This is a genomic window from Metabacillus sp. SLBN-84, assembly GCF_053629595.1.
Map to the genome: position 1 here is coordinate 666,787 of NZ_JBRJIP010000001.1, position 21,474 is coordinate 688,260.

Genomic DNA, 21,474 nt, shown 5'->3' on the forward strand with positions numbered 1-21,474 from the left:
TAAATACGGATGAAGCGGGTGGTTAAAGTGAGCAAGAGAATGACAAAAGTGCGGTATGGTGTTGTTTTTATGTTGTTTATCACCGTCATTATTAATTACATGGATCGAAGCAATATTGCAGTAGCTGCCCCATTTATTTCAAAGGAACTAGATTTAGACCCTGTGCAGATGGGACTTATATTTTCGGCGTTTGGATGGACCTATTGTGCTCTTCAAATACCTGGTGGATGGATACTGGACAAGCTGGGAAACAGAAAAACCCATGCCATAGGCATTGCTGGATTCTCTATAGCAACTTTACTGCAGGGGTTTGTAAACGGCTTCTCCGGATTTATCTTACTTCGCGTTGGATTGGGAGCGTTTGAGGCACCAGCTTTCCCGACAAACAGTAAAGTAGCGGCCAGCTGGTTTCCGGAAAAAGAAAGGGCTAGAGCTGTTGCGATTTATACCTCTGGACAGTTTATAGGATTGGCCTTTTTAACTCCAGCCTTAATTTTTTTACAACAATGGTTTGGCTGGCGGGGCCTATTTATTATTACAGGAATTATAGGAATTTTTTGGGCAATTCTCTGGTATTTACTTTATCGTGATCCTCAGCACAGTAAAAAGGTTAATAAACAAGAACTAGATTATATTCGTGAGGGCGGGGCAATCTTTGATGCTATTGCAGATGATAATTCTGTAAAATCTACAATAGGATTAAAAGACTTTGCAATCGTGTTAAAAAGCAGGAAGTTATGGGGTATTTACATCGGACAATTTGCAGTGGCATCAACACTATGGTTTTTCTTAACCTGGTTTCCCACGTACCTTGTTGAGTACAGAGGTTTAACGTTTGTAAAAACCGGCTTACTAGCTTCATTACCATTTTTAGCAGCATTTGTAGGTGTATTATCTTCTGGATTCTTGTCTGATTTTCTTGTGAAAAAAGGAATTTCTGACAACGTTGCTAGAAAAGTGCCTGTTATTACTGGGTTACTGCTGGCCACCTCTATAATAGGAGCAAACTATGTGGAAAATACGAATCTAGTCATCATGTTTATGTGTATAGCTTTTTTTGGTAACGGTTTCGCGTCAATTACCTGGGTGTTTGTTTCACTGTTGGCACCAAAACGGCTCGTTGGAATAGCTGGAGGAGTGTTTAACTTCATTGGCGGTACGGCATCTATCATTATTCCTATTGTAATTGGTTTTTTGGCGAAAGGAGGAAATTTCGCTCCTGCACTTACCTTTATCGCCATTGTTACTCTGATGGGAGCTTTATCTTACATTTTCTTAGTTGGAAAAGTTGAGCGGATTCAAGTAAAAGAAGAATCTTTAAAAGGTTATGAATCTGCATAACTTAATAAATCGTTATATTCAATAACATTGGTGCCTGACCCTAAGTTCGTTAGACAGCAAACATGTAAACAGTGTTTGCTGTCTTGTTTTTTAAACATGATTTCCGCGATGAGGGTAATAACGTGCACCTTATTTATGGTATCCGTTATGCAGAAGATAGTCACCGTAAGAAATAACCTAATTGGATTTAGCAGTAATATATTGTTTTACAACTTCATAGACATAATCTTGATTGGCAGCTGCCGTATTTGGGTTGTATTTCCCGCCATTTACTTTATTATTCGATAGAACACGAATACCTAGGAAAGGAACGTCGTAAGATTTAGCGATTTGTGCTGCAGATGCTCCTTCCATCTCTTCCACAGATGTACCAAACTTCGAGTGAAACCATTCAATGCGATCGACTTCGTTATTCCAAACATCTGCCGAACCAATCGTACCTTCAACAATTTTTCCCTTTGTATACATATCCTTCACTTCATGGGCAGCTGCAAGCAGCTCCTTGTCACCCTCGTAGTAACGGGCTTTTTCAGCATTCGGATCTTCTCCTGCACTACCTTCAGAAGCCATTAAATCCATAGGTTTCCATGCTGTTGGATCAATTCCTTGTCCAGCTTCTTTATCTGCTGTTTTCAAAGAACCCAGGTTTACCGTTCTTTTTCCCAGGACAATATCGAAAACATGTAGATTTGGATCATGTCCTCCTGAAGTTCCTTGATTGATGATGGCAATGGGGTTGTATCTTTCAATGGCGATTGCAGTGGCTGCTGCCGTATTCTCCATCCCTTTACCTGTTTTTACAACGATTACAGGATACTTGTCGAGCGTCCCTTTATAGAAAACGAAATCTCCGGATTTTTCTTCTTTAACATTTTTTAAGCGTTTTGCAAAGTTCTCTGCTTCTATGGGCATTGGTCCCTGTACAATAATCGGGCGTGCTTTTTCTTTTCCAGGTGCAGCTTTTTGTGAATCGTTCCAGCCGGCCAGTACAGAGGTGAATAGGACAGCAAGTATTGCTAAGAAAGCATACTTTTTCAGTTTTGCGTTTACCATTTAGACAGTCTCCCTTGTTGTTTGATTTACTCGGTCAAAAAGAAATGGTCCAGAAGTAGACGTGATTCTACGTTCCGGACCATAGTGAGCCAAAGTATGAATAATGCAGCAAAAACACAATGCTGCATTAACCAGTAATGCAGCTGAAAAATCAGGGCGACTGGTTACTTTAACTCGTAGTCCGGTTCGTTTATTGGGAACCAGGTAGAAACACTCAGACCATATTACCGAGCATATACGAGTAATGATAAATAAGACTAATACTTTACTAATATAGCAGACTGATGTGAGAGATACAAGTAAAAAACGAACATTTTATGTATTTTCTTTATTTATGTTCGTATTTAAAGGCTGTCAGTAAATATAAGACGAAATAGCTATACCTTTGAACTTGTATCACAAAATATCAACGACATCGACGCTTTAGAGACGTTTGGAATCAAACGATCACTAAGTATGAAAGGCTGCCCCTACGATAATGCGGTAGCTGAAGCCACGTTCAAAATCATCAAGACAGAGTTTGTAAAACGTCGTCATTTTGCCAGTTTAGAAGAGTTAACACACGAATTTAATCAGCACGTTCATTGGTTTAATGATGTTCGAATCCACAGAACATTAGGTTACATAAGCCCGAATGAATACAAACAAAGACACCTTAAAAAAACTGTCTAGTTTAGTGTTGACCTACCAACTTTCCAAGGGGTAGCGTCGCCATAAGTGGCGCCATTCCCCGTAGTGGAGCCACTTTCCAAGGGGTAGCGTCGTCATAAGTGGCGCCATTCCCCGTAGTGGAGCCACTTTTCAAGGGGTAGCGTCGCCATAAGTGGCGCCATTCCCCGTAGTGGAACCACTTTTTAAGGGGTAGAGTCCCCATTATTGGCGCCATTCCCCGTAGTGGAGCCACTTTTCAAGGGGTAGAGTCCCCATAAGTGGCGCCATTCGCCGTAGTGGAGCCACTTTTCAAGGGGTAGAGTCCCCATTAGTGGTGCCATTCCCCGAAGTGCCGCCACTTTTCAAAGGATAGCGTCGCATAAGGGCGCCATTCTCCTTTGTGCTGCGTAGAATGTTACTTTTTAAGCCTTTCTGTTTCCTCTCCAATCCTCTCTGGATCAATCCGTTCAAACAGCGGGTTCACATCCTGAACGGTAAATGACTGCTGCTCTAAAAATGTCCATGCTTCTGCTGATAGGTTCAATGTCTCCTGTAATTTGAGGCAGGAAAAAGGCAGAAAAGGCTGCAGGATAACCGACAAGTTGGCAATGGCCAGCGTACAGGTGAAAAGTACTTTTTGGCAGTCTTCTTTATCTTGCTTGACTGAAATCCATGGTTTCTTTTCATCAAAGTATTTATTCAAATGCCGGATGAAAGCGAAAATGGTTTCAAGCGCGGCTTTGAACTGACCGCTTTCTATCAGTGCTCCTGTCTGATAATAGAGAGCCTTCATTTCCTGTTCAATCCCTTGATCAGCTGATCCTGAAATCGTTCCATCAAATGACTTTTCAATAAACTTTAACGTCCGGTTTACAAGATTTCCAAAAGCTCCAAGCAGCTCTCCGTTGTGAGAATGGATAAATTCTCTCCACGAAAAATCGGTGTCTCTTTTTTCCGGACCGTTAATCGTCAGGAAATAGCGGATGGAATCGGGATGATAGCGTTCAAGAAGATCAGGCGCCCAGACAGCCCAGTTCTGGCTGGTGGACAGCTTTCTTTTTTCAAGGGTTACATACTCACTGGAGATGATATGCTCAGGCCGTTTCAGTCCGCCAAGGGCTGTAAGGATACCAGGCCAGATGATGGTGTGAAACGGAATGTTATCCTTGCCGTGAACGTAGTAAGAGGAAGCATCATCATTCCAGAAGTCTTTCCAGTTCTCTCCGTTATCTTCCGCCCAGAGCCTGCTTGCAGATAGATAGCCTGATACCGCCTCGATCCAGACATAGATTTTTTTCTTTTCATAGCCTTTGACCGGAACCGGCACGCCAATCGGCAGATCACGTGTGGCACACCTGTCCTGAAGGCCTTCTGACAGGTATCGTTTTGTGAGATTCACCGCATTTTCCCGCCAATTTGAACCGTTTTCGAGAGCATACTCTTCCAGCGCTCCCTGAAGGGAAGCAAGACTGAAATAATAGTGGGCGGTTTCTCTGGCTTCAGGCTCATGCCCGCAAAGCTTGCATTCTTTGTCAATCAGATCAAGCGGGTCGAGAATGGCAGAGCACACGTCACACTGATCTCCCCGGGCCCGCGATGAACAGGAGGGACAAACGCCTTCCACATACCGGTCGGGCAAAAACTGTTCACAATGTCCGCAGTATGCCTGCCGGGTTTCTTTTTCGTAAAGAGCCCCGTTCCCAAGTAAAGAAAGGAAAATTTCCTGGACGGTCCTGTGGTGATGGGGCGCATCTGTTCGTGTATAGCAGTCATACGTAAAGCCAAGTCTTCTGAAACAATCGGAAAATTCCTGGTGATAGCGGTCTGCAATAACAGCTGCCTCCACGTTTTCCTGTCTGGCTCTGATTGAAATAGGTGTTCCATTGCAGTCACTCCCTGAAACATACAGTACCCTTTCTCCTTTAAGCCTGTAATAGCGGGCCAGAAGATCACCCGGCAAAAGACTGGCAATATGTCCGATATGCAGGGATCCATTTGCATACGGCCAAGCTCCTCCAATAAAAATACTCATTATTTTTCCTCCTTTTCCACGCAAAAAAACCCCGTCCATAGACTGAAACAGTCTAAGGACGAGGTTTGAAGTCGCGGTACCACCTTAGTTTACAGGTCAATTGACCTGCCTTTGTCCGTACGGGGCATGAAAGCCTGATACGTATGCCGTTGTAACGTCGGCAACCACGTCACAGTCTACTTGTGCACGTGCACGTTCGGTGTGAAGCTCAAAGGTCATTTTCCGTGCGGGCTGCCACGCTTCTTTTCAGCTGCCGAAGCTCTCTTTGGAGGTGTCCCTGCATGTACTTTTCCTTCTCATCGCTTTTCATTTGTTCTCATTTTATCCAAAAGAAGGAAGATTGTAAAGGGGGGGATTTGTCGAAAAATTTTAGACTTTTTATGTAAAAAATTGTAATATATTGCATTCCGTTTTATTCTTTCAAAAAGTATAATAGAGAAGTTTGATAGATTAAATACAGGGGGATCTTTACATGAAAAAAACGATTGTACTATCTGCGTTATTTGCTTTAAGCCTTCCGTTTGCCCAAGTAAGTGCAGCAGAAACAGCGCCTACTTACCGCTATGCGGGAGAAAACCGCTTTGACACATCAGTGGCGCTTGCTGATGAGTGGCTTGAGTCAGATGTGGCTGTTCTTGCTACTGGAAGAAATTATCCGGATGCACTGAGTGCGACTCCGCTTGCTGTGAAGCACGAGGCTCCGCTTCTTCTTACAGACACAAAGGCTGTACCAACAAAAGTGCTGGCAAAATTAAAAGACCTTGGCGTAACAAAGGTTTATCTGATTGGCGGAACTGGCGTTATTTCAGCTGATGTTGAAACTCAACTGAAAAATAACGGAGTAAAAACAATTGTCCGAATCGCTGGAAATGACAGATACGAAACATCTGTAAAAGTGGCAAAAGAAGTAGGAGTTGATGGCGGAATCGTTGTAGCTTCTGGTGAAAATTATCCGGATGCCCTTTCCATCGCTCCTGTTGCAGGAATCATTGGAGCTCCAATTCTTCTAACGCGCAGCGCTGATCTTCCGGGCGTTGTTAAGACGTATGTGAAAACAGCTGGTGCGGACTACTCCATTGTTGCGGGCGGATCTTCAGTCGTTTCTGCTAAAGCAGCTGCATCCCTTCCGGATATGACCAGACTTGGCGGAAGCAACCGTTATACAACAAACACTCAGATTGTAGATTATGCATTTGAGGAAGGAATCTATGACATGGACTATCCGTTCATCGCTACTGGCGCTGATTTCCCTGATGCCCTGTCTGCTTCTGCACTTGCAGCAGGCTGGTCGAACGGTATCATTCTAACTGATCCAAATGAGCCAAAAACAACGACAAAAGAGACTGTTCAGTATTATTCTGATCTGGTTGAAGAATATGAAATTGTCGGCGGAGTAAAAGCACTGCCTGACAGCACGGTTGCGAAACTGTTTCAATAAGAATGAGTGAGAGCCCTGATTAAGAATCAGGGCTTTTTTAAGTGTCATTTTTTATTTTTTATAGAAAAAAGCATTTCATTGGGCAATTATCCCCCTAAACAACGCTCTGTTCCTTACGAAGAAAGATATCCTGAAGAGTGGGCTCCTCTACTTCAACACGTAAGATATCAAGATCAGAGATAATCATGGCACGGATGACGGCTGAAATTTTATGTTCTTCTGCTACTGTAAAATGGACATATTCATTCGTATACACAATATCATCAGCCATGCCTGAAAGGACTTTCTTCAGCACGGTCTTTTTGCTGCCTATATCCTGCCTTAGTTTGATTGATACTCTGTACGCTTTTTGATGCTGCTTTTTCAGCTGGTCCATCGAACCAAGACTGCTGATCGTGCCGTCTCTCATAATGCCGATCTTTGTGCAGATTTTTTCTACCTCGTCAAGATTATGGGACGTCATGAAAATGGTTTTTCCTTCTTTATGGAGTTCAAGAATCAGCGAGTGTATGTCAAGGATGGATTCCGCATCTACACCTGAGGTTGGTTCGTCCAGAAAGATAAGGTCAGGATCATTAATGAGGGCCTGCGCAATTCCCAGCTTTTTTTTCATCCCAAAAGAAAATTTCTTGGTTTTCCTGTGAGCTGCCTCACTTAAACCGACGCGATTCAGCAGATGGAGTAAATCAGTTCTGCTTTTTTTCGTCTTAAGGATGCTCGAATAAAACTCCAGGTGCTGCAAAGGGGATAGGTCATCATAAAAGGATGAATAATCAGGAAGGACGCCAATTTTGTCTTTCATTTTTTCTATCTCGTCCATGCCTGAACCGAGAAGCTTGTATTCACCGGAAGTAGGCAGGATGATGCCAGTTATCATATTAATAAATGTTGATTTACCGGCGCCATTTGTACCAAGAAATCCAAAAATCTCTCCTGCTTCAATTGTTAATGAAATGTCGTTAACGACTGTAGTTGCTCCATATTTCTTTGTCAGAGACTTCGTTTCAATCACGTTCATTAAAAATCCCTCTTTCTGAAGATAATGACCGATCCCATCACCATAAGCAAGGTTAAAATAAGCGTTAAATAACTGAGAGCCGGAGTGTCTGTAAAACTGAAGAAATAGTAGGGCGTAAAAACACTCAGGATATTAATAATCATATTGCTGTCACTCACAAGGCCCCATATTCCGATTACCGGCAGAGCTATGCTCAATATGATTCCTGAAAACATCGTCAGGGCAGGGCGGCCGATTATGATGCTCATCAGCAGGCTCAGTGCGATGAAATAGGACAAGAAAACGATGTTTTCAATAAAAGGAAGAAGATAAAATGATTGAGTAAAGATCGAAATCAGCACCAGTGCTGCAAACAGACAGGCAGTCCAGAAAGCTGTTATTCCAAAGAACTTGCCGAGCACAATGTCATCCCGTTTTACTTTTGTTATCAGAAATCTCATTGTTCTGCTCTGGGTTTCCCTATTAATGATGTCGTGGGAGAGACTTGTTACAAACAGCGGTCCAAAAAAATACATTAAGAACATCAGGCCTGATATGTATCCATTTTTAAGACCGAGTTCTTCTAGTTCCTGAGGGGGAATGCCGGACATTACATCACCTATCAAAAATGTCATCCCGGTTATAATCAGGATGAAAATGACAGACTTCATACTTTTAAATAAGCTAAGAAATTCTCTTCTGCAAATGGCAATCATGATAATCCTCCTTTTTTTTCATCATACAACGAAAAAATTAACCTAAAACAAACAACGGCTTAAACTTACCTTAAATTGTAAAAAACACGGGGGCAGTGCATTTTTGGGATCCTGCTTTGCAGATGATTCATTTCACAAAGCATCAAGCAAAAGAGATGAGGACATAAACAGAGTGGTTCTTGAACAAAAGCCTTCATATGATAGCGTCTTCAAAGATGGAATAAGCCGACTGCCTTCACGTATTTACTAGAAGAAAATAGGAATTAAGTAAAAAATAAGGATGTGTTTCGAAGAGGATAAGAATAAAGAGATAGAATGATGGTGGAAATGGAGTGGAAGCAGAGGTTTTTTCTCCTGAAAACAAAAAAGTTTAGACATTTAGGAAGTGACTATTTATGTATACTCAAATGAATGCACCTGAAAAAAGATTATCCAAGGATGCGGTTAAAGTTTGGCTTATTAGTGAAGCAATCACGAACCTTATTGGATTCATGATCCTTGGACTATTGTTTTACCTGGATTACCGCTTTTCATGGAAAGAATGGATTGGCTGGATTCTGATCGGCTTAACAGTGATTTCTGTAATAGGTTCTGTCTGGTCATGCATCAACCCGTTTTTGCTGTATAAAAACTGGCGCTACGATGTAGATGAAGAGTTTTTGCAAGTAAAGTCCGGCGTCTTATTTGAAGAGCATCAGCTAGTCCCAATGACAAAAATCCAATCGGTAGCAACCAAACAAGGTCCGTTACTCAGAAGATACGGACTCTGCACAATTTCTATTGAAACGACGGGATCATCCCATACAATTCCCGCTCTTTCCAAAGAGGTAGCTGCTTCATTGAGACATCAGATTGCCCGTTACGCAAAGATTAAGGAAATCGAATCATGACAGAGACGACACGATATCATCCACTGCTTGTTCTTTTTCGCTTATGGAAACTGGTCAAGAATTCCATTTTCTTTGTTGTTTACTTGTTCATTATTAAAGCTGATTCAGAATCTGCTTTTGTAGAGTATGGCAGGCTTCTTTTTTTCGCGGTCTTTGGAATCATCTTTATTTCCATCATCTTGAAGTGGTTTACTCACAAATACAAACTGGATGATCAATCTTTTCACCTTTATAATGGGATTTTCAGTAAATCAGAGCGAACCATCCCCTTTTCGAGCATTCAAAATGTGAATCGGCATACCTCTTTATTTCACAGGATGTTCCATGTAACGTCGACCAGTTTTGAAACGGGAATGACAGGGGAGGAAGCTGGGGTGAAATTTGAAGTGATTTCTCAATTAGATTCAGAACGAATCGAAGCCCATATAGCAAGGGCAGATCACAGCGGGCCGACCACGGTCTCTCCTGACGTTGCCAATATCGAATTATCTTCTCAAAAAGAAACGGAAAGAGTGAGTTTGAATCGAACCACTCATTTTAAACCTTCCAAATTGTCCATTTTAAAAGCATCCTTTACATCACTTAGCTTTTTGGTGCTTGTTCCTATAATCGGCTCTTTTTATTTCAAAATCGATGAGATTTTTCATGTGAAAGAAGAAGCAGAAGGTCTATTCTCTGCTGTCATGAGCTCTGCATGGCTGGTTATAGTCATCACCATCATACTCGTTGCTGCTTCAGCAGTTTTCGGCATTGTGCGGACATTCTTAAAATACGGGAAATATCACATCTCTTCAGACAATGAACGCATCTACATTACGAAAGGTATCATCGAAGAAACAACCTTTTCCATATCCAAAGATAAGGTGCAGGCGATCGAAATCAATCAATCCATCATGAAACGCTTGCTAGGACTTGCAGAAGTAAAACTGATAAGTGCAGGCAGTCTGAGTCTTGGCGAAGATACCCTTGAGATAAATTCTCTCTATCCATTTTTGCCTGTTAAAAGGGCATATGAAATGATATCTGAAATTTTGCCTACTTATGAGGTAACATCAAAGATGACTCGCCTGCCAGTCAAATCCCTTTGGGTCCGTATGTTTAAGCCGAGCTGGATCTGGATCACAGCAACGGCCGCCCTCTTTTATTTCAAACCGGCCGTTCTTGGTATGGAACAAGCTTGGTGGATATTATCCGCTGTCCTGTTCATCACGATCAAAGGAATAAGGGTGCTCGACTTTTTAAATACACGCTACACGTTGAACGATCGCTTCGTCCAATTCAAAACCGGCAGTCTGACTACGTGTTTATTCGTTTCCAAACGAGATAAAATCATTGAAGTAAAAGTAACCCGGAACATCTTGCAGAAAATGGCCGGCCTCGCATCGATCGGAACCATCAACCGGGCTAAGCCGGTCCGTCATGCCGGTGTCAGTGATGTGCCGTTGGAGATGGCTGCCTCGCTATACAAGTGGTATATGGAGCGGAGAAGAGAGATCGAGGTTGAGTGATTTCCAGGTTGCTGAAGCGATCATTTTAGTGTATAAAAAGACGCTTTATCTTGAATGGATAAAGCGTCATGTCATACTGAATTTATTTTCTGCCCTTAGGAGGATATGTTAAACTTCCGAGGATAACAGCCTGTTTAGCACCTGTAGCAGATGGGACGTTACCTGCATTTCCGTTGTACGTTTCATTTGCAAGAAGAGCAAAGGCCACTGCTTCTTTTGATTCCGATGAATAACCCAATTCTTCTTGAGTCATCACTTTAACGGAGCTTCCAAGAAGGGTTTGCATCATTTCCAATAGTGTGTGGTTGTAGCTGCCGCCTCCGCCTATAATCACCTCATCTATTTTGGTCTTTTGGAAAACATAGGCCTGGTAATTCGCAACGATAGATTTTGCGGTAAACATGGTAACAGTTGTGACTATGTCTTCTTTTGAGAGGTTTTTAAATTCTTCTAAGAGTTTCATGACGTATTGTTTTCCAAACAGTTCTCTTCCGGTCGATTTTGGAGGAGCGCTCATAATGTATGGGTGGTTCATACAATAGGATAACAGCTCCTCATTCACTTTTCCCTGCTTTGCAATCCTACCGCCCTTGTCATAATTCACCCCGAACAATTGGCGACACACTTCATCGATGATCATGTTTCCCGGTCCTGTATCAAACGCTACCATATCACCTAATGACGCCCCTCTTGGAAGAACCGTAACATTTCCTATTCCTCCAATATTCTGGAGAAGTCTTCCCTTTGTCTCACTCCGATAAAGAATATATTCGGTGTAGGGAACTAGAGGTGCACCCTGCCCTCCGGCGGCCATATCCATGGTACGGAAATTGGATACGACCATTGTGTCTGTATCGTGGGCTATGACAGCAGCTTCTCCAATCTGAAGGGTAGACGGTATGAATTGGTTTTCTTTTTGCGGCTGATGATAAATGGTTTGGCCATGAGAACCAATGAGATCTAGTTTTTCCAATGGAAGATTCGCTTTTTTACATACTTCCTTTACTGCTTCAGCAAATAACTTCCCTAATTTAAAATTTAAACTGCAAATCAGCTGAACATTAGAGTTCTCAACTGATAAAGATTGGATGATTTCTGATTCAATGTCTTTTGGAAAGGGATAAGTAATGAACTCCATTATTTCCAGTTCAGTGTCAAGTCCGCTGCCGCAAACCTTAACGAGTGCAGCATCTATTCCGTCTAAAGATGTACCTGACATTAATCCTGCAATGTACATTTTATTTACCTGCTTTCTTACGTTAATTTTTATTTCACATGTATTGGTCCAGAGGGTTTGCTTTCATTGTGGGTCCGGTCAAGAGCTGTTACAGCGTATGTATATGACCGTCCTTTTACTGCTGTTTTATCAGTGAAGATCTGATGGTCCATTTCCTTGCGCACAGTGGCTATTAGATTTTTAGGATCTTCTACATTTCCACGTTTTTTTCCTTCAAAACGGTAGATGGCATAATAGGATGCATCACTGCGCTCATGGGTTTCCAACATGAGTTGTATGCCACCTGGGTGTTGCTTAGCCTGCTTCACTTTCGGAGCATGGGGCGGCTTGTCGTCTATCCATGCCATCGGCGGAACCAGAGCAGGCTGCTTATAAAGATCTGCTGTTAGGCGGTCTGCGATGCCAAGTGGATTTTTACGCAAATCTTTCGCGCTGAAATGCATACTTCCATCAAATTCGTTGTAAGTTCGATTCAGCTTAATCTGATTTGGCATTTCTTCTGGATTAAACCAGTTTTGTACACCGTTAGACACTGTATTTATTTTATAGGTTGCTTGTCCAATATATAGGTGAACATTTTTTCCTTTAACCTCTTGTGTCCACCAATCAAGGAGCTTGGCATAATCTGCAACAGGGAGGCCTATATTCCAATACAGCTGGGGTGCTATGTAATCTATATAGCCATTGTTGATCCACGTTCTGGTATCAGCATATAAATCATCATAATTTGTCTGCCCTGCCTGTGTATCAGATCCGGTTGGATCAACTGATTTATTGCGCCACACACCAAATGGGCTTATCCCAAATTTGACATAGGGTTTTTCAGTTTTAATAGCTTGATTGATGTCCTTTACTAAGTTATTAACATTACTGCGACGCCAGTCTTCAACATTAGAAAACTGACTCATACCGTATTTTTGATAGGAAGCTTGATCGGGGAACGGCACTCCAGCAATCTTATATGGATAAAAATAATCGTCCATATGCACAGCATCAATATCATATTGTTTTACGACTTCCAATATTCCATCGATTACAAATTGCTGGACTTCAGGATGGCCCGGGTCAAAATACAATTGTTGCCCATATGGAATAACCCACTCAGGATTCTTTCTGGCAGGATGGTCCTTGTGCAGTTTTCCAATGTCTGATAATTCAGCTGGTTTGCCTAATGACATTGTAATTCTGTAAGGATTAAACCAGGCGTGGAACTCCATATTCCGTTTGTGTGCTTCTTCAACCATGAATGAAAGCGGATTGTAGCCAGGATCTTTGCCTTGAACTCCAGTCAGATACTCAGACCAAAGCCCGTACTCAGATGGATAAAACGCATCAGCCGTTGGTTTAATTTGCATGACGACTGCATTCATCCCCATTGCTTCTTGTTCATCCAAATATCGTATGAATTCTTCTTTCTGAGTTTCAATAGGCAATCCCGGTTTTGATGGCCAGTCTATATTCAGTACACTTGCCATCCATGCTGCCCGCAATTCTTCTTTTAAGTGCACAGTGTTTTCTGGAATCAATCGTGACTCTGTGCTTGCAGCTGAGTGAGAGGGGAGGAGAAGAGAACCTCCTATAATTGCAGCCATCGCGAGTGAACCTGCTTTTCTTTTTACCCTTTGCATACCCATAATCCGTACAACCCCTTTAAATTATTTATATAAATTATTTGTAAGCGTTAACAAATAATCGATATAGAAAATCACATTATTATTTTCAAGAAAAAGAGATTTTTAGAAAATTCTACTACATTATTCTAAAATTTTTTTTTAAAAATGTATATACTATATTGATAATTATTTTTAGAAGTGTTATATTTTCATATATTAAAGCGTTTCCATATCTGTTGATAAAAAGGGTGATGATAGTATGCTAGATCATTTAACGACCGAACGTCGTAATGAAAAAACAATGCGTTTAGATGAAATGAAAACGCTTGAATTTCTTGAAGTGATGAATGAAGAAGACAGTAAAGTAGCTGCTTGTGTAAGAGAAGAGCTTCCTCAGATTGCAAAAGCTGTAGATGCGATCATTGAAGCCAAGAAGCAGCATGGAAGGCTGATCTATCTTGGGGCAGGGACCAGCGGACGCATTGGTCTATTGGATGCAGTAGAATGTCCGCCAACGTTTAATACGGACCCGAGTGAAGTGGTAGGACTTATTGCAGGCGGAGAAAACGCATTCATTAAAGCCGTTGAGGGTGCAGAAGACAGTTTGGAACTCGGCCTCGAAGACCTAAAGCGAATTCAGTTGACTGATAAAGACGTTTTGGTGGGGATAGCCGCCAGCGGCAGGACGCCATATGTAATCGGCGGTTTGAAATATGCTGCACAAATTGGGGCAAAAACAATCTCGTTAAGCTGCAACAAAGACTCAGAAATCGGTAAAATAGCTGACATTGCTATCGAAGTTGTTAATGGTCCAGAGGTGTTGACTGGTTCAACCAGACTGAAAGCAGGCACTGCACAAAAGCTTGTTTGCAACATGCTGTCTACAGCTTCCATGGTTGGTGTAGGCAAAGTTTACGGAAACTTGATGGTAGACTTGCAGCTTACAAATGAAAAATTAGTAGAGCGTGGGAAACGCATAATTATGGACGCGACTGAATGTAGTTATGAAGTCGCAGAAGAATATCTAAAAAAAGCTCAATCACAACCGAAGATTGCAATCGTTATGATCTTAACAAATCTTTCATATGAAGAAGCATCCAATCGTTTAAGGACCGCACAAGGTTTTATAAGACAGGCGATTTAAATTTCATTACTAAATTTTAGGAGGAATAAAAATGAAAGTATTATTCGTTTGTTCAGGTGGAATGTCTAGCGCAATCGTTGTAAACGCCCTAAAGAAAGAGGGAGAGAAGAAGGGACAACCTATTGAAGTATTAGCCGTAGGCACGCAGGAATTTGATTCGGAGGTTAAAAACGGATGGGATGTAGCAATGGTAGCACCACAGGTAAAACACCGTTTTGACGGATTCAAAGCATCTGCTGACGAAGCAGGCATTCCTTGTGGAATCATCCCGGCTCAAGCATACAGCCCACTCGGTGGACCAGCATTATTAAAAATCATCACTGAGACAGTTCAAAAATAATCTATTAAAACTCTTCAATCAAAGGGGGAAAAATGTATGGAAAAATTCGTGTCTTTTTTAGAGAATAATTTATCGACACCAATGGCCAAATTGTCTGAGCAAAAGCATCTCAGAGCAATTCGTGATGGAGTAGTATCTGCTTTGCCGTTTATTATTTTCGGAAGTCTTTTCCTTCTGATCGCTTTTCCGCCAGTGTCAGCAGATACTGCTGTAGGTGAGTGGGCGGCAAAACACATCGCAGAAATATTGATTCCATATCGTTTAACGATGTATATTATGACACTCTATATCACGTTTGGTATAGGATACAGTTTGGCCCAAAGTTATAAAATCGATCCTTTGTCGGGCGGACTGCTTGCACTGGCAGCATTTCTCTTCACGATTGGAATTAACACGATGGAGGGTGTCGGTTTTGTATTGCCGATGGTAAACCTTGGCGGACACGGACTTTTCGTCGGGATGCTTGTATCCATTTTTGCTGTAGAAGTTTTACGCCTTTGTAAAACGAAAAACATCACGATTAAAATGCCTGATTCTGTTCCAACGTCTGTGGCACGTTCGTTCGAGGCATTAATCCCGGTAACAATCGTATTGGTTGTTATGACAATTATCACAGTTGTTCTTGATGTTGACATGCATTCTCTAGTAGATAAAGCTGTAGCACCATTGGTCAGCGCAGGGGATACGTTGCCAGGAGTACTGGTTCCGGTATTTTTGATTACGTTTTTCTGGTCATTTGGTATTCATGGAGTATCTGTTGTCGGAGCCGTTGCACGTCCGGTTTGGGAAGTCTATTTAGCGAATAACTCTGCAGCAGTTGCTGCTGGCAAGGCAATCCCTCACGTTGCTCCTGAAACGTTCTTTCAATGGTTCATTTGGATTGGAGGATCTGGAGCTACCCTTGGTTTAGTCATTGCCATGCTGCTGACAGCAAAATCAAGCTACAGTAAAGCAATGGGTAAGGCGACAATTGTTCCGAGTATCTTTAACATTAACGAACCAGTTATTTTCGGGATGCCGATTGTCTTAAACCCAATTTTAATTATCCCGTTTGTAATCACACCACTAATTGGTGCCACTCTTGCCTACGTTGCTACGTCTATTGGACTTGTAAGTCCCACCTATGTGATGGTTCCATGGACATTACCGGCACCAATAGGCGCATACCTCTCGACAGGTGGAGACTGGAGAGCGATTGTTCTTTGTCTGACAAATATCGCTATTTCAGTTATCGTTTATTTACCATTCTTTAAGATGTACGATAAGAAACTTCTTGCAATGGAAACGGTTGATAATGAAGTGACTGCAGACAGTAAAAAAATTGCCCTATAAGAGTGTAAAGGGAGTTTGGATCACTTAGAGTCCCAGACTCCCTTTATTCATTGGAAAAGAGGAAGATCGCCATGAAGCCAGTGCATAAAATTCATTTTTTTTCATATAAAAGTGCTTTCCTATTTTTTTGTTTTGTTCTTGCCCTGAACCTTATTGTCAATCCGCTGTTAATCGGACTGGGAATGGATGAAAGACTGTCTTTGCTTCTTATAAATACAATTGGGATAAGTGCAGGTCTTGTGTTAATTCTTGTATTAATTGAAGGCAAGTTTAGAGATAAGAAAAAGTCAGGCCTTTTATTTTTATGTTTACTGCTCTTGAGCGGCCTTGTTTGTTTTTCAATTCTTTATGGCTAAGCCAGACAAAACTCATAACAGAGGTGGATTAATTGGGAAAGAACGTTGGTTTAAAGGTAGCCACTATAGGCGGCGGATCCAGCTATACCCCGGAATTAATTGAGGGATTTATCAAACGTTATCATGAATTGCCAATAAGTGAATTATGGCTTGTAGATATTGAAGCCGGCAGAGAAAAACTTGAAATTGTCGGAGATTTGGCACGAAGAATGGTAGAAAAAGCGGGAGTTCCAATGGAAATTCATCTCACCTTGGACAGACGCAAAGCTTTGAAGGATGCATCATTTGTTACGACTCAAATGAGAGTGGGATTGTTGGATGCGAGAATTAAAGATGAGCGTATCCCTCTTCAAATGGGATTGATAGGTCAGGAAACGAATGGTGCGGGCGGTCTGTTTAAAGCACTTAGAACCATTCCGGTCCTGTTGGAAATTGCAGAAGAAATGCAGGAACTTTGTCCTGAAGCGTGGCTTATCAACTTTACAAATCCAGCAGGTATGGTAACAGAAGCACTGCTGCGCTACACCGGGCATAAAAAAGTAATTGGCGTATGCAATGTACCTTTTAATATGCATCTTTCTATTTCTAAAATGCTCGGTGTTGAAATGAATAGAGTTCATATTGATTTTGCCGGTCTTAATCATATGGTGTTTGGACTCCATGTTTATTTAGACGATCAGGAAATCACTGATAGAGTGCTTGAAATGCTCGGAGATCCTGATATACAGATGACGATGAAAAATGTTGCACCTCTTCCATGGAATCCAAGGTTCCTAAAGTCATTAGGCGTTGTTCCTTGTCCATATCATCGTTACTACTATAAAACTAGCAACATCTTGGAAGAAGAGAAGGAAGCATTTAAATCAGGAAAAACGAGAGCCGAAATCGTGAAAAAATTAGAAGAAGGCCTTTTTGAATTATATAAAGATAAGGACTTGGACATTAAGCCACCTCAACTGGAACAGCGCGGGGGAGCATACTACAGTGATGCAGCATGCAATGTCATTTCGTCCATCTATAATGACAAAAAGGATATTCAAGTCCTAAACGTTCAGAACAAAGGCTCGATTAGTGATATTGAATACGATTCAGCAGTCGAAGTAAGCTGTATCGTGACAAAGAATGGACCGATTCCTTTAACTATGGGAAGGCTGCCGGTTCAAATAAATGGATTAGTTCAGCAAATTAAATCGTTTGAGCGAATTGGTGCAGAAGCTGCTGTTACAGGGTCATATGATAAGGCGCTATTGGCGTTAACAATCAATCCGCTTATACCAAGTGACGATTTAGCTGAAAAAGTGCTTCAGGAATTACTGGAAGCGCATAAAGAGTACTTGCCGCTTTTTTTAAAAACAGAAAAACTGCAAGAATCCGTTAAGATATAAAGGCTCATTTAATACATTTTCAGGGAGTGTTTGAGATGGAAGAAATCAAAAATCAAGAGATGGATATATTTGAAATTATTTCACATGGCGGAAATGCAAGAGGGCTTGCTTTTGAAGCATTAACAGAAGCAGAACAATTTAATTTTGAAAAAGCGGAAGAATTGATTAAACAAGCTTCCGATGAACTCAACTTAGCTCATAAAACTCAAACGAAATTAATTCAGGCTGAATTAAATGGTGCGCCAAGCGAAAAAACACTGCTGATGATTCATGCTCAAGATCATTTAATGACGGCAATCAGTGAACAGAAGCTTATTGAGCACATGATTCGAATTATAAAGAAATTAGCTCCTAAAGATTAAATAATATGAGGTGAAAATAAATGAAAAAGCTTGGTATTTCTATTTATCCCGAGCATTCAACTGTGGAAAAGGATAAAGAGTATATAGCTCTGGCCCATAAGCATGGGTTTAAAAAAATCTTTACCTGTCTCTTATCGGTAGAAGGCGATAAAGAGAAAATTATGAGAGATTTTAAGGAAACGATTTCATATGCGAATGAATTAAATATGGAAGTGATGATTGACATTGCTCCGAGAGTTTTCGGTAAGCTTGGCATTTCATACAATGACCTATCATTTTTCGCAGAGCTTGGTGCTTATGGAATCAGACTTGATATGGGATTTACGGGGAATGAAGAGGCCATTATGACTCATAATCCATATGATTTAAAAATAGAGATTCCAATGAGCAATGCCAATAAATATTTGGACAATATCATTTCATATCGACCTAAAAAAGAAAATCTGGAAGGTTCACATAATTTCTATCCACATCGGTATGCAGGATTAAGCTATGCACACTTTTTAAAATGCTGTGAGCAATTCAAAAAGCAGAATATCCGTACAACTGCATTCATTAACTCACACGCGGCAGCTTTTGGACCATGGCCGGTTACAGAAGGGCTATGTACGCTTGAGATGCATCGTGAATTGCCAATCACCACTCAGGCCAAGCATTTATTTGCAACAGGATTAATTGATGATATTGTCATTGCCAATGCTTATGCATCAGAAGAAGAGTTAAAGGCCCTAAGCATGGTAAACAGCGAGATGATAACGTTCAAGATTGATCTGCATAGCACCATAACAGATTTAGAGAAAAAGATTGTACTGGAAGAGCTTCATTTTTACCGCGGGGATGTATCAGAATATCTTGTCCGCTCCACTCAATCAAGGGTGAAATATAAACAAGAAGAGTTCAAGCCTACGTATACTCCTGATATAAAACGCGGGGATATTCTAATTGAAAATGAGCTTTACGGACAGTACAAAGGTGAACTGCAAATTGCATTAAAAGATATGAACAATTCAGGAAAAACGAATGTCGTCGGCAGAATAGATGAAAATGAAATTATGCTGCTGGATTATTTAGAACCGTGGGATAAATTCCAGTTTTCAATTGAATAAAATGATGGAGAAGGAAGGAATAAAACAATTCCTTCCTTTTTTTACTGAAAGGAGAAGGAAATGGATTACATTATTGGAGTAGACGGCGGAGGAACAAAAACAGAAGCAGTAGCTTATGATCTATACGGCAACAAGTTAAATGAAGCTAAATCCGGATTCGGCAATTTGCTTATAGATGAGGCAAAGGCCATTGAGAATATTATTCAAGCCATACAAGATTGCATCGAGCCATTTAATAAGCGAAATTGCAGATACATTTGTTTAGGATTAGCCGGTTTTGGCGGTGTTGAAAACCCTTTGAATATAAATAATGCACTAAAGGAAGCATTTTCTGCTCCCTTTACTATTTTTAATGATGGGGTAATTGCACATGCAGCTTCACTGAAAGGCCAAGACGGAATTTTAACCATTTCTGGTACAGGCTCAGTCAGCTTTGGTATTAAAAATGGTGTTGAAAGAATGGCAGGCGGCTGGGGACATCTTCTAGGGGATGAAGGGAGCGGCTATTGGATTGCCATGCAGGCATTTATCAAAATGACAGAGGAAGAAGATTGTGGTCTTCCATACAGCCCTTTGACAGAAGAAATTCTTTCTGTGCTAGGGTACAACCGCGCATCTGGAATAAAAAAATTCATTTATAAAGCATCAAAGACAGATATCGCTGCCTTTGCTCCCATTATTGTCAAACATGCTCATTTTGGAGATGCGTTTGCCTGCAGTTTACTAGAGAACGCAGGATTTTATCTGGCAAAATCAACTTTAAATGTATGTGATACGTTAAATTCCCCTCAAAATGTTACAATAGCAATTAAAGGAAGTATATTGACCAATATAGAAATAGTGCAAGATTCTTTTGTGAAACATCTTAAGCAAAGCAAACCAGAGGCTAACATTATCACAGAAGAGGTATCTTCTACATTAGGATGTTATTATCTTGCTCTTAAGGTTATTGGTACATGATGAGGAGAGCAGACCCACTATGCATGTTGAAAATGTTTTATTGAGAATCGAAAGCTTACTTAATCAATTGCCTAAGTCTGAAAAGAAAATTGCGGTGTATATTTTAGAAAACCCCAATGATATAGCGAGAATGACGATACATGAGCTTGCTTCTCAAGCTGCTGCAAGCAGTTCAGCAGTAACCAGGTTTTGCCGCTCTATCGGGGTAAACAGCTTCTCGGAATTGAAAGTTTCTTTGTCTTCTCTTCTAGCGTATCCTGAGAAACAAGGTTTCTTTGATATCGAACTAAATGAATCGATTTCTGCAATCAAGGAAAAGATTGTTTCAAACTCAGTTCAAGCTATCCAAGAAACAGGACACTTGCTTGACGATGCTATTATTGAACAGGTCATTGATAGCATTGAAGGAGCAGACGTTATCTACGTTTATGGACTGGGAGCTTCTTGGCTTATTGCTGAAGATATTACACAGAAGTGGCTGAGGCTTGGGAAGGTCGTAAGTGCTTATCAAGATCCTCATATTACGGCAACTGCACTTGCAGCTTCTCCAAAAAATACCGTATTTTTCTGTATTTCCAATAGCGGTGAAACAGAGGAAATTCTTCAGCTTGTTGATATCGCAAAAGCATATGGCATAAAAACGATTGGCTTATCGAGGTTTGGCAGCAATCGATTAGCCAAAAAAGTAGATATGCCCCTTCACCACGTTCGGGCTCCTGAAGCTAAATATAGAAGTGCAGCAACCAGTTCTTTGTTTGCCCAATTCATCACCATAAGTATTCTCTTTTATGCTTACTTGTCAAAATTTTACAACGAAAACAAAAATGAAATTGAGCGTTCAAGAGAATCTGTTCTAAAATTCACAAAGAGAAATACTGAGTGATTTACTTGAAGGTTTGACATTGAATACTCAACTTATCAGCATAACCTAAATTAGGTTGTGCTTTTTTATGATAACTACAATATTTTTGATATTTAATTTCAAATTAATACACTTAATGTTGATAATAAAT

General features: G+C 40.9%; 18 protein-coding genes, 1 pseudogene, 1 riboswitch and 1 other annotated feature. Of the genes and pseudogenes, 13 read left to right on the forward strand and 6 right to left on the reverse strand.

Features of this window, described 5'->3' with window-relative positions:
* Nucleotides 1-9 precede the first annotated feature (9 nt).
* Nucleotides 10-1,341, forward strand: a complete 1,332-nt coding sequence (locus RKD52_RS03260; protein ID WP_454098651.1) for an MFS transporter — start codon at nucleotides 10-12, stop codon at nucleotides 1,339-1,341.
* Nucleotides 1,342-1,518: 177 nt separating this feature from the next.
* Here the strand turns inward: RKD52_RS03260 and RKD52_RS03265 are convergent, their stop codons facing one another.
* The gene (locus RKD52_RS03265; RefSeq protein ID WP_454098652.1) at nucleotides 1,519-2,394 is read right to left on the reverse strand and encodes a 5'-methylthioadenosine/S-adenosylhomocysteine nucleosidase; all 876 of its coding nucleotides are present in this window, start codon (nucleotides 2,392-2,394) and stop codon (nucleotides 1,519-1,521) included.
* Nucleotides 2,395-2,551: 157 nt separating this feature from the next.
* Nucleotides 2,552-2,655, reverse strand: a riboswitch (purine riboswitch).
* Nucleotides 2,656-2,814: 159 nt separating this feature from the next.
* Between RKD52_RS03265 and RKD52_RS03270 the strand changes: the two are divergent.
* Nucleotides 2,815-3,066, forward strand: a pseudogene (locus RKD52_RS03270) (IS3 family transposase); the annotation flags it as partial.
* A gap of 394 nt (nucleotides 3,067-3,460) precedes the next feature.
* On the opposite strand, the gene metG reads toward RKD52_RS03270, so the two are convergent.
* Nucleotides 3,461-5,077, reverse strand: a complete 1,617-nt coding sequence (metG, locus tag RKD52_RS03275; protein WP_454098653.1) for a methionine--tRNA ligase — start codon at nucleotides 5,075-5,077, stop codon at nucleotides 3,461-3,463.
* 51 nt (nucleotides 5,078-5,128) lie between these two features.
* Nucleotides 5,129-5,386 (reverse strand) — a binding site (T-box leader).
* Nucleotides 5,387-5,549: 163 nt separating this feature from the next.
* Between metG and RKD52_RS03280 the strand changes: the two genes are divergently transcribed.
* Entirely contained in the window at nucleotides 5,550-6,515 is a 966-nt protein-coding gene (locus RKD52_RS03280; RefSeq protein WP_454098654.1) for a cell wall-binding repeat-containing protein, read from the forward strand.
* Between the two features lie 94 nt (nucleotides 6,516-6,609).
* On the opposite strand, the gene RKD52_RS03285 is transcribed toward RKD52_RS03280, so the two are convergent.
* Both RKD52_RS03285 and RKD52_RS03290 read right to left on the reverse strand, forming a co-directional pair.
* Complete coding sequence (locus RKD52_RS03285) at nucleotides 6,610-7,533, reverse strand: ATP-binding cassette domain-containing protein (protein WP_454098655.1); 924 nt, start codon at nucleotides 7,531-7,533, stop codon at nucleotides 6,610-6,612.
* A complete protein-coding gene (locus RKD52_RS03290) occupies nucleotides 7,533-8,228 on the reverse strand; it encodes an ABC transporter permease (protein ID WP_369734324.1) in 696 nt (231 codons plus the stop codon). Before RKD52_RS03290 ends, RKD52_RS03285 begins: the two co-directional genes overlap by 1 nt.
* A gap of 395 nt (nucleotides 8,229-8,623) precedes the next feature.
* Between RKD52_RS03290 and RKD52_RS03295 the strand changes: the two genes are divergently transcribed.
* Together RKD52_RS03295 and RKD52_RS03300 are read left to right on the forward strand one after the other, a co-directional pair.
* Nucleotides 8,624-9,118, forward strand: a complete 495-nt coding sequence (locus tag RKD52_RS03295; protein WP_454098656.1) for a PH domain-containing protein — start codon at nucleotides 8,624-8,626, stop codon at nucleotides 9,116-9,118.
* Nucleotides 9,115-10,626, forward strand: coding sequence for a PH domain-containing protein (locus RKD52_RS03300; protein ID WP_454098657.1), 1,512 nt, complete (start codon nucleotides 9,115-9,117; stop codon nucleotides 10,624-10,626). Before RKD52_RS03295 ends, RKD52_RS03300 begins: the two co-directional genes overlap by 4 nt.
* 82 nt (nucleotides 10,627-10,708) lie before the next feature.
* Here RKD52_RS03300 and anmK read toward each other — a convergent pair whose 3' ends face one another.
* Nucleotides 10,709-11,863: an anhydro-N-acetylmuramic acid kinase AnmK gene (gene anmK / locus RKD52_RS03305; protein ID WP_454098658.1), complete on the reverse strand. Its 1,155-nt coding sequence runs from the start codon at nucleotides 11,861-11,863 to the stop codon at nucleotides 10,709-10,711.
* Between the two features lie 29 nt (nucleotides 11,864-11,892).
* Nucleotides 11,893-13,455: a family 10 glycosylhydrolase gene (locus RKD52_RS03310; protein WP_454101126.1), complete on the reverse strand. Its 1,563-nt coding sequence runs from the start codon at nucleotides 13,453-13,455 to the stop codon at nucleotides 11,893-11,895.
* Nucleotides 13,456-13,735: 280 nt separating this feature from the next.
* Between RKD52_RS03310 and murQ the strand changes: the two genes are divergently transcribed.
* The 8 genes from murQ (at nucleotide 13,736) to RKD52_RS03350 (ending at nucleotide 21,344) form a co-directional block, all read left to right on the forward strand.
* Nucleotides 13,736-14,620, forward strand: a complete 885-nt coding sequence (gene murQ / locus RKD52_RS03315; protein ID WP_454098659.1) for an N-acetylmuramic acid 6-phosphate etherase — start codon at nucleotides 13,736-13,738, stop codon at nucleotides 14,618-14,620.
* A 31-nt stretch (nucleotides 14,621-14,651) separates the two neighbouring features.
* Complete coding sequence (locus RKD52_RS03320; protein ID WP_320154560.1) at nucleotides 14,652-14,960, forward strand: PTS sugar transporter subunit IIB; 309 nt, start codon at nucleotides 14,652-14,654, stop codon at nucleotides 14,958-14,960.
* A 36-nt stretch (nucleotides 14,961-14,996) separates the two neighbouring features.
* On the forward strand, nucleotides 14,997-16,292 hold the full coding sequence (locus tag RKD52_RS03325) for a PTS sugar transporter subunit IIC (RefSeq protein WP_454098660.1): 1,296 nt from the start codon (nucleotides 14,997-14,999) through the stop codon (nucleotides 16,290-16,292).
* 388 nt (nucleotides 16,293-16,680) lie between these two features.
* Nucleotides 16,681-18,033 (forward strand): 6-phospho-beta-glucosidase, encoded by a 1,353-nt coding sequence (locus RKD52_RS03330; protein ID WP_454098661.1) that lies wholly within the window; start codon nucleotides 16,681-16,683, stop codon nucleotides 18,031-18,033.
* A gap of 35 nt (nucleotides 18,034-18,068) precedes the next feature.
* Nucleotides 18,069-18,395, forward strand: coding sequence for a PTS lactose/cellobiose transporter subunit IIA (locus RKD52_RS03335; RefSeq protein ID WP_454098662.1), 327 nt, complete (start codon nucleotides 18,069-18,071; stop codon nucleotides 18,393-18,395).
* Between the two features lie 20 nt (nucleotides 18,396-18,415).
* The gene (locus tag RKD52_RS03340) at nucleotides 18,416-19,501 is read left to right on the forward strand and encodes a DUF871 domain-containing protein (protein WP_454098663.1); all 1,086 of its coding nucleotides are present in this window, start codon (nucleotides 18,416-18,418) and stop codon (nucleotides 19,499-19,501) included.
* A 60-nt stretch (nucleotides 19,502-19,561) separates the two neighbouring features.
* Complete coding sequence (locus RKD52_RS03345; RefSeq protein ID WP_454098664.1) at nucleotides 19,562-20,461, forward strand: N-acetylglucosamine kinase; 900 nt, start codon at nucleotides 19,562-19,564, stop codon at nucleotides 20,459-20,461.
* Nucleotides 20,462-20,480: 19 nt separating this feature from the next.
* Nucleotides 20,481-21,344, forward strand: a complete 864-nt coding sequence (locus RKD52_RS03350) for a MurR/RpiR family transcriptional regulator (protein WP_454098665.1) — start codon at nucleotides 20,481-20,483, stop codon at nucleotides 21,342-21,344.
* Nucleotides 21,345-21,474 lie beyond the last annotated feature (130 nt).

Coding starts and splice junctions, on each gene's coding strand:
- RKD52_RS03260 (WP_454098651.1), top strand. CDS start 10: ATGAAGCGGGTGGTTAAAGTGAGCAAGAGAATGACAAAAGTGCGGTAT.
- RKD52_RS03265 (WP_454098652.1), bottom strand. CDS start 2,394: ATGGTAAACGCAAAACTGAAAAAGTATGCTTTCTTAGCAATACTTGCT.
- metG (WP_454098653.1), bottom strand. CDS start 5,077: ATGAGTATTTTTATTGGAGGAGCTTGGCCGTATGCAAATGGATCCCTG.
- RKD52_RS03280 (WP_454098654.1), top strand. CDS start 5,550: ATGAAAAAAACGATTGTACTATCTGCGTTATTTGCTTTAAGCCTTCCG.
- RKD52_RS03285 (WP_454098655.1), bottom strand. CDS start 7,533: ATGAACGTGATTGAAACGAAGTCTCTGACAAAGAAATATGGAGCAACT.
- RKD52_RS03290 (WP_369734324.1), bottom strand. CDS start 8,228: ATGATTGCCATTTGCAGAAGAGAATTTCTTAGCTTATTTAAAAGTATG.
- RKD52_RS03295 (WP_454098656.1), top strand. CDS start 8,624: ATGTATACTCAAATGAATGCACCTGAAAAAAGATTATCCAAGGATGCG.
- RKD52_RS03300 (WP_454098657.1), top strand. CDS start 9,115: ATGACAGAGACGACACGATATCATCCACTGCTTGTTCTTTTTCGCTTA.
- anmK (WP_454098658.1), bottom strand. CDS start 11,863: ATGTACATTGCAGGATTAATGTCAGGTACATCTTTAGACGGAATAGAT.
- RKD52_RS03310 (WP_454101126.1), bottom strand. CDS start 13,455: ATGGCTGCAATTATAGGAGGTTCTCTTCTCCTCCCCTCTCACTCAGCT.
- murQ (WP_454098659.1), top strand. CDS start 13,736: ATGCTAGATCATTTAACGACCGAACGTCGTAATGAAAAAACAATGCGT.
- RKD52_RS03320 (WP_320154560.1), top strand. CDS start 14,652: ATGAAAGTATTATTCGTTTGTTCAGGTGGAATGTCTAGCGCAATCGTT.
- RKD52_RS03325 (WP_454098660.1), top strand. CDS start 14,997: ATGGAAAAATTCGTGTCTTTTTTAGAGAATAATTTATCGACACCAATG.
- RKD52_RS03335 (WP_454098662.1), top strand. CDS start 18,069: ATGGAAGAAATCAAAAATCAAGAGATGGATATATTTGAAATTATTTCA.
- RKD52_RS03340 (WP_454098663.1), top strand. CDS start 18,416: ATGAAAAAGCTTGGTATTTCTATTTATCCCGAGCATTCAACTGTGGAA.
- RKD52_RS03345 (WP_454098664.1), top strand. CDS start 19,562: ATGGATTACATTATTGGAGTAGACGGCGGAGGAACAAAAACAGAAGCA.
- RKD52_RS03350 (WP_454098665.1), top strand. CDS start 20,481: ATGCATGTTGAAAATGTTTTATTGAGAATCGAAAGCTTACTTAATCAA.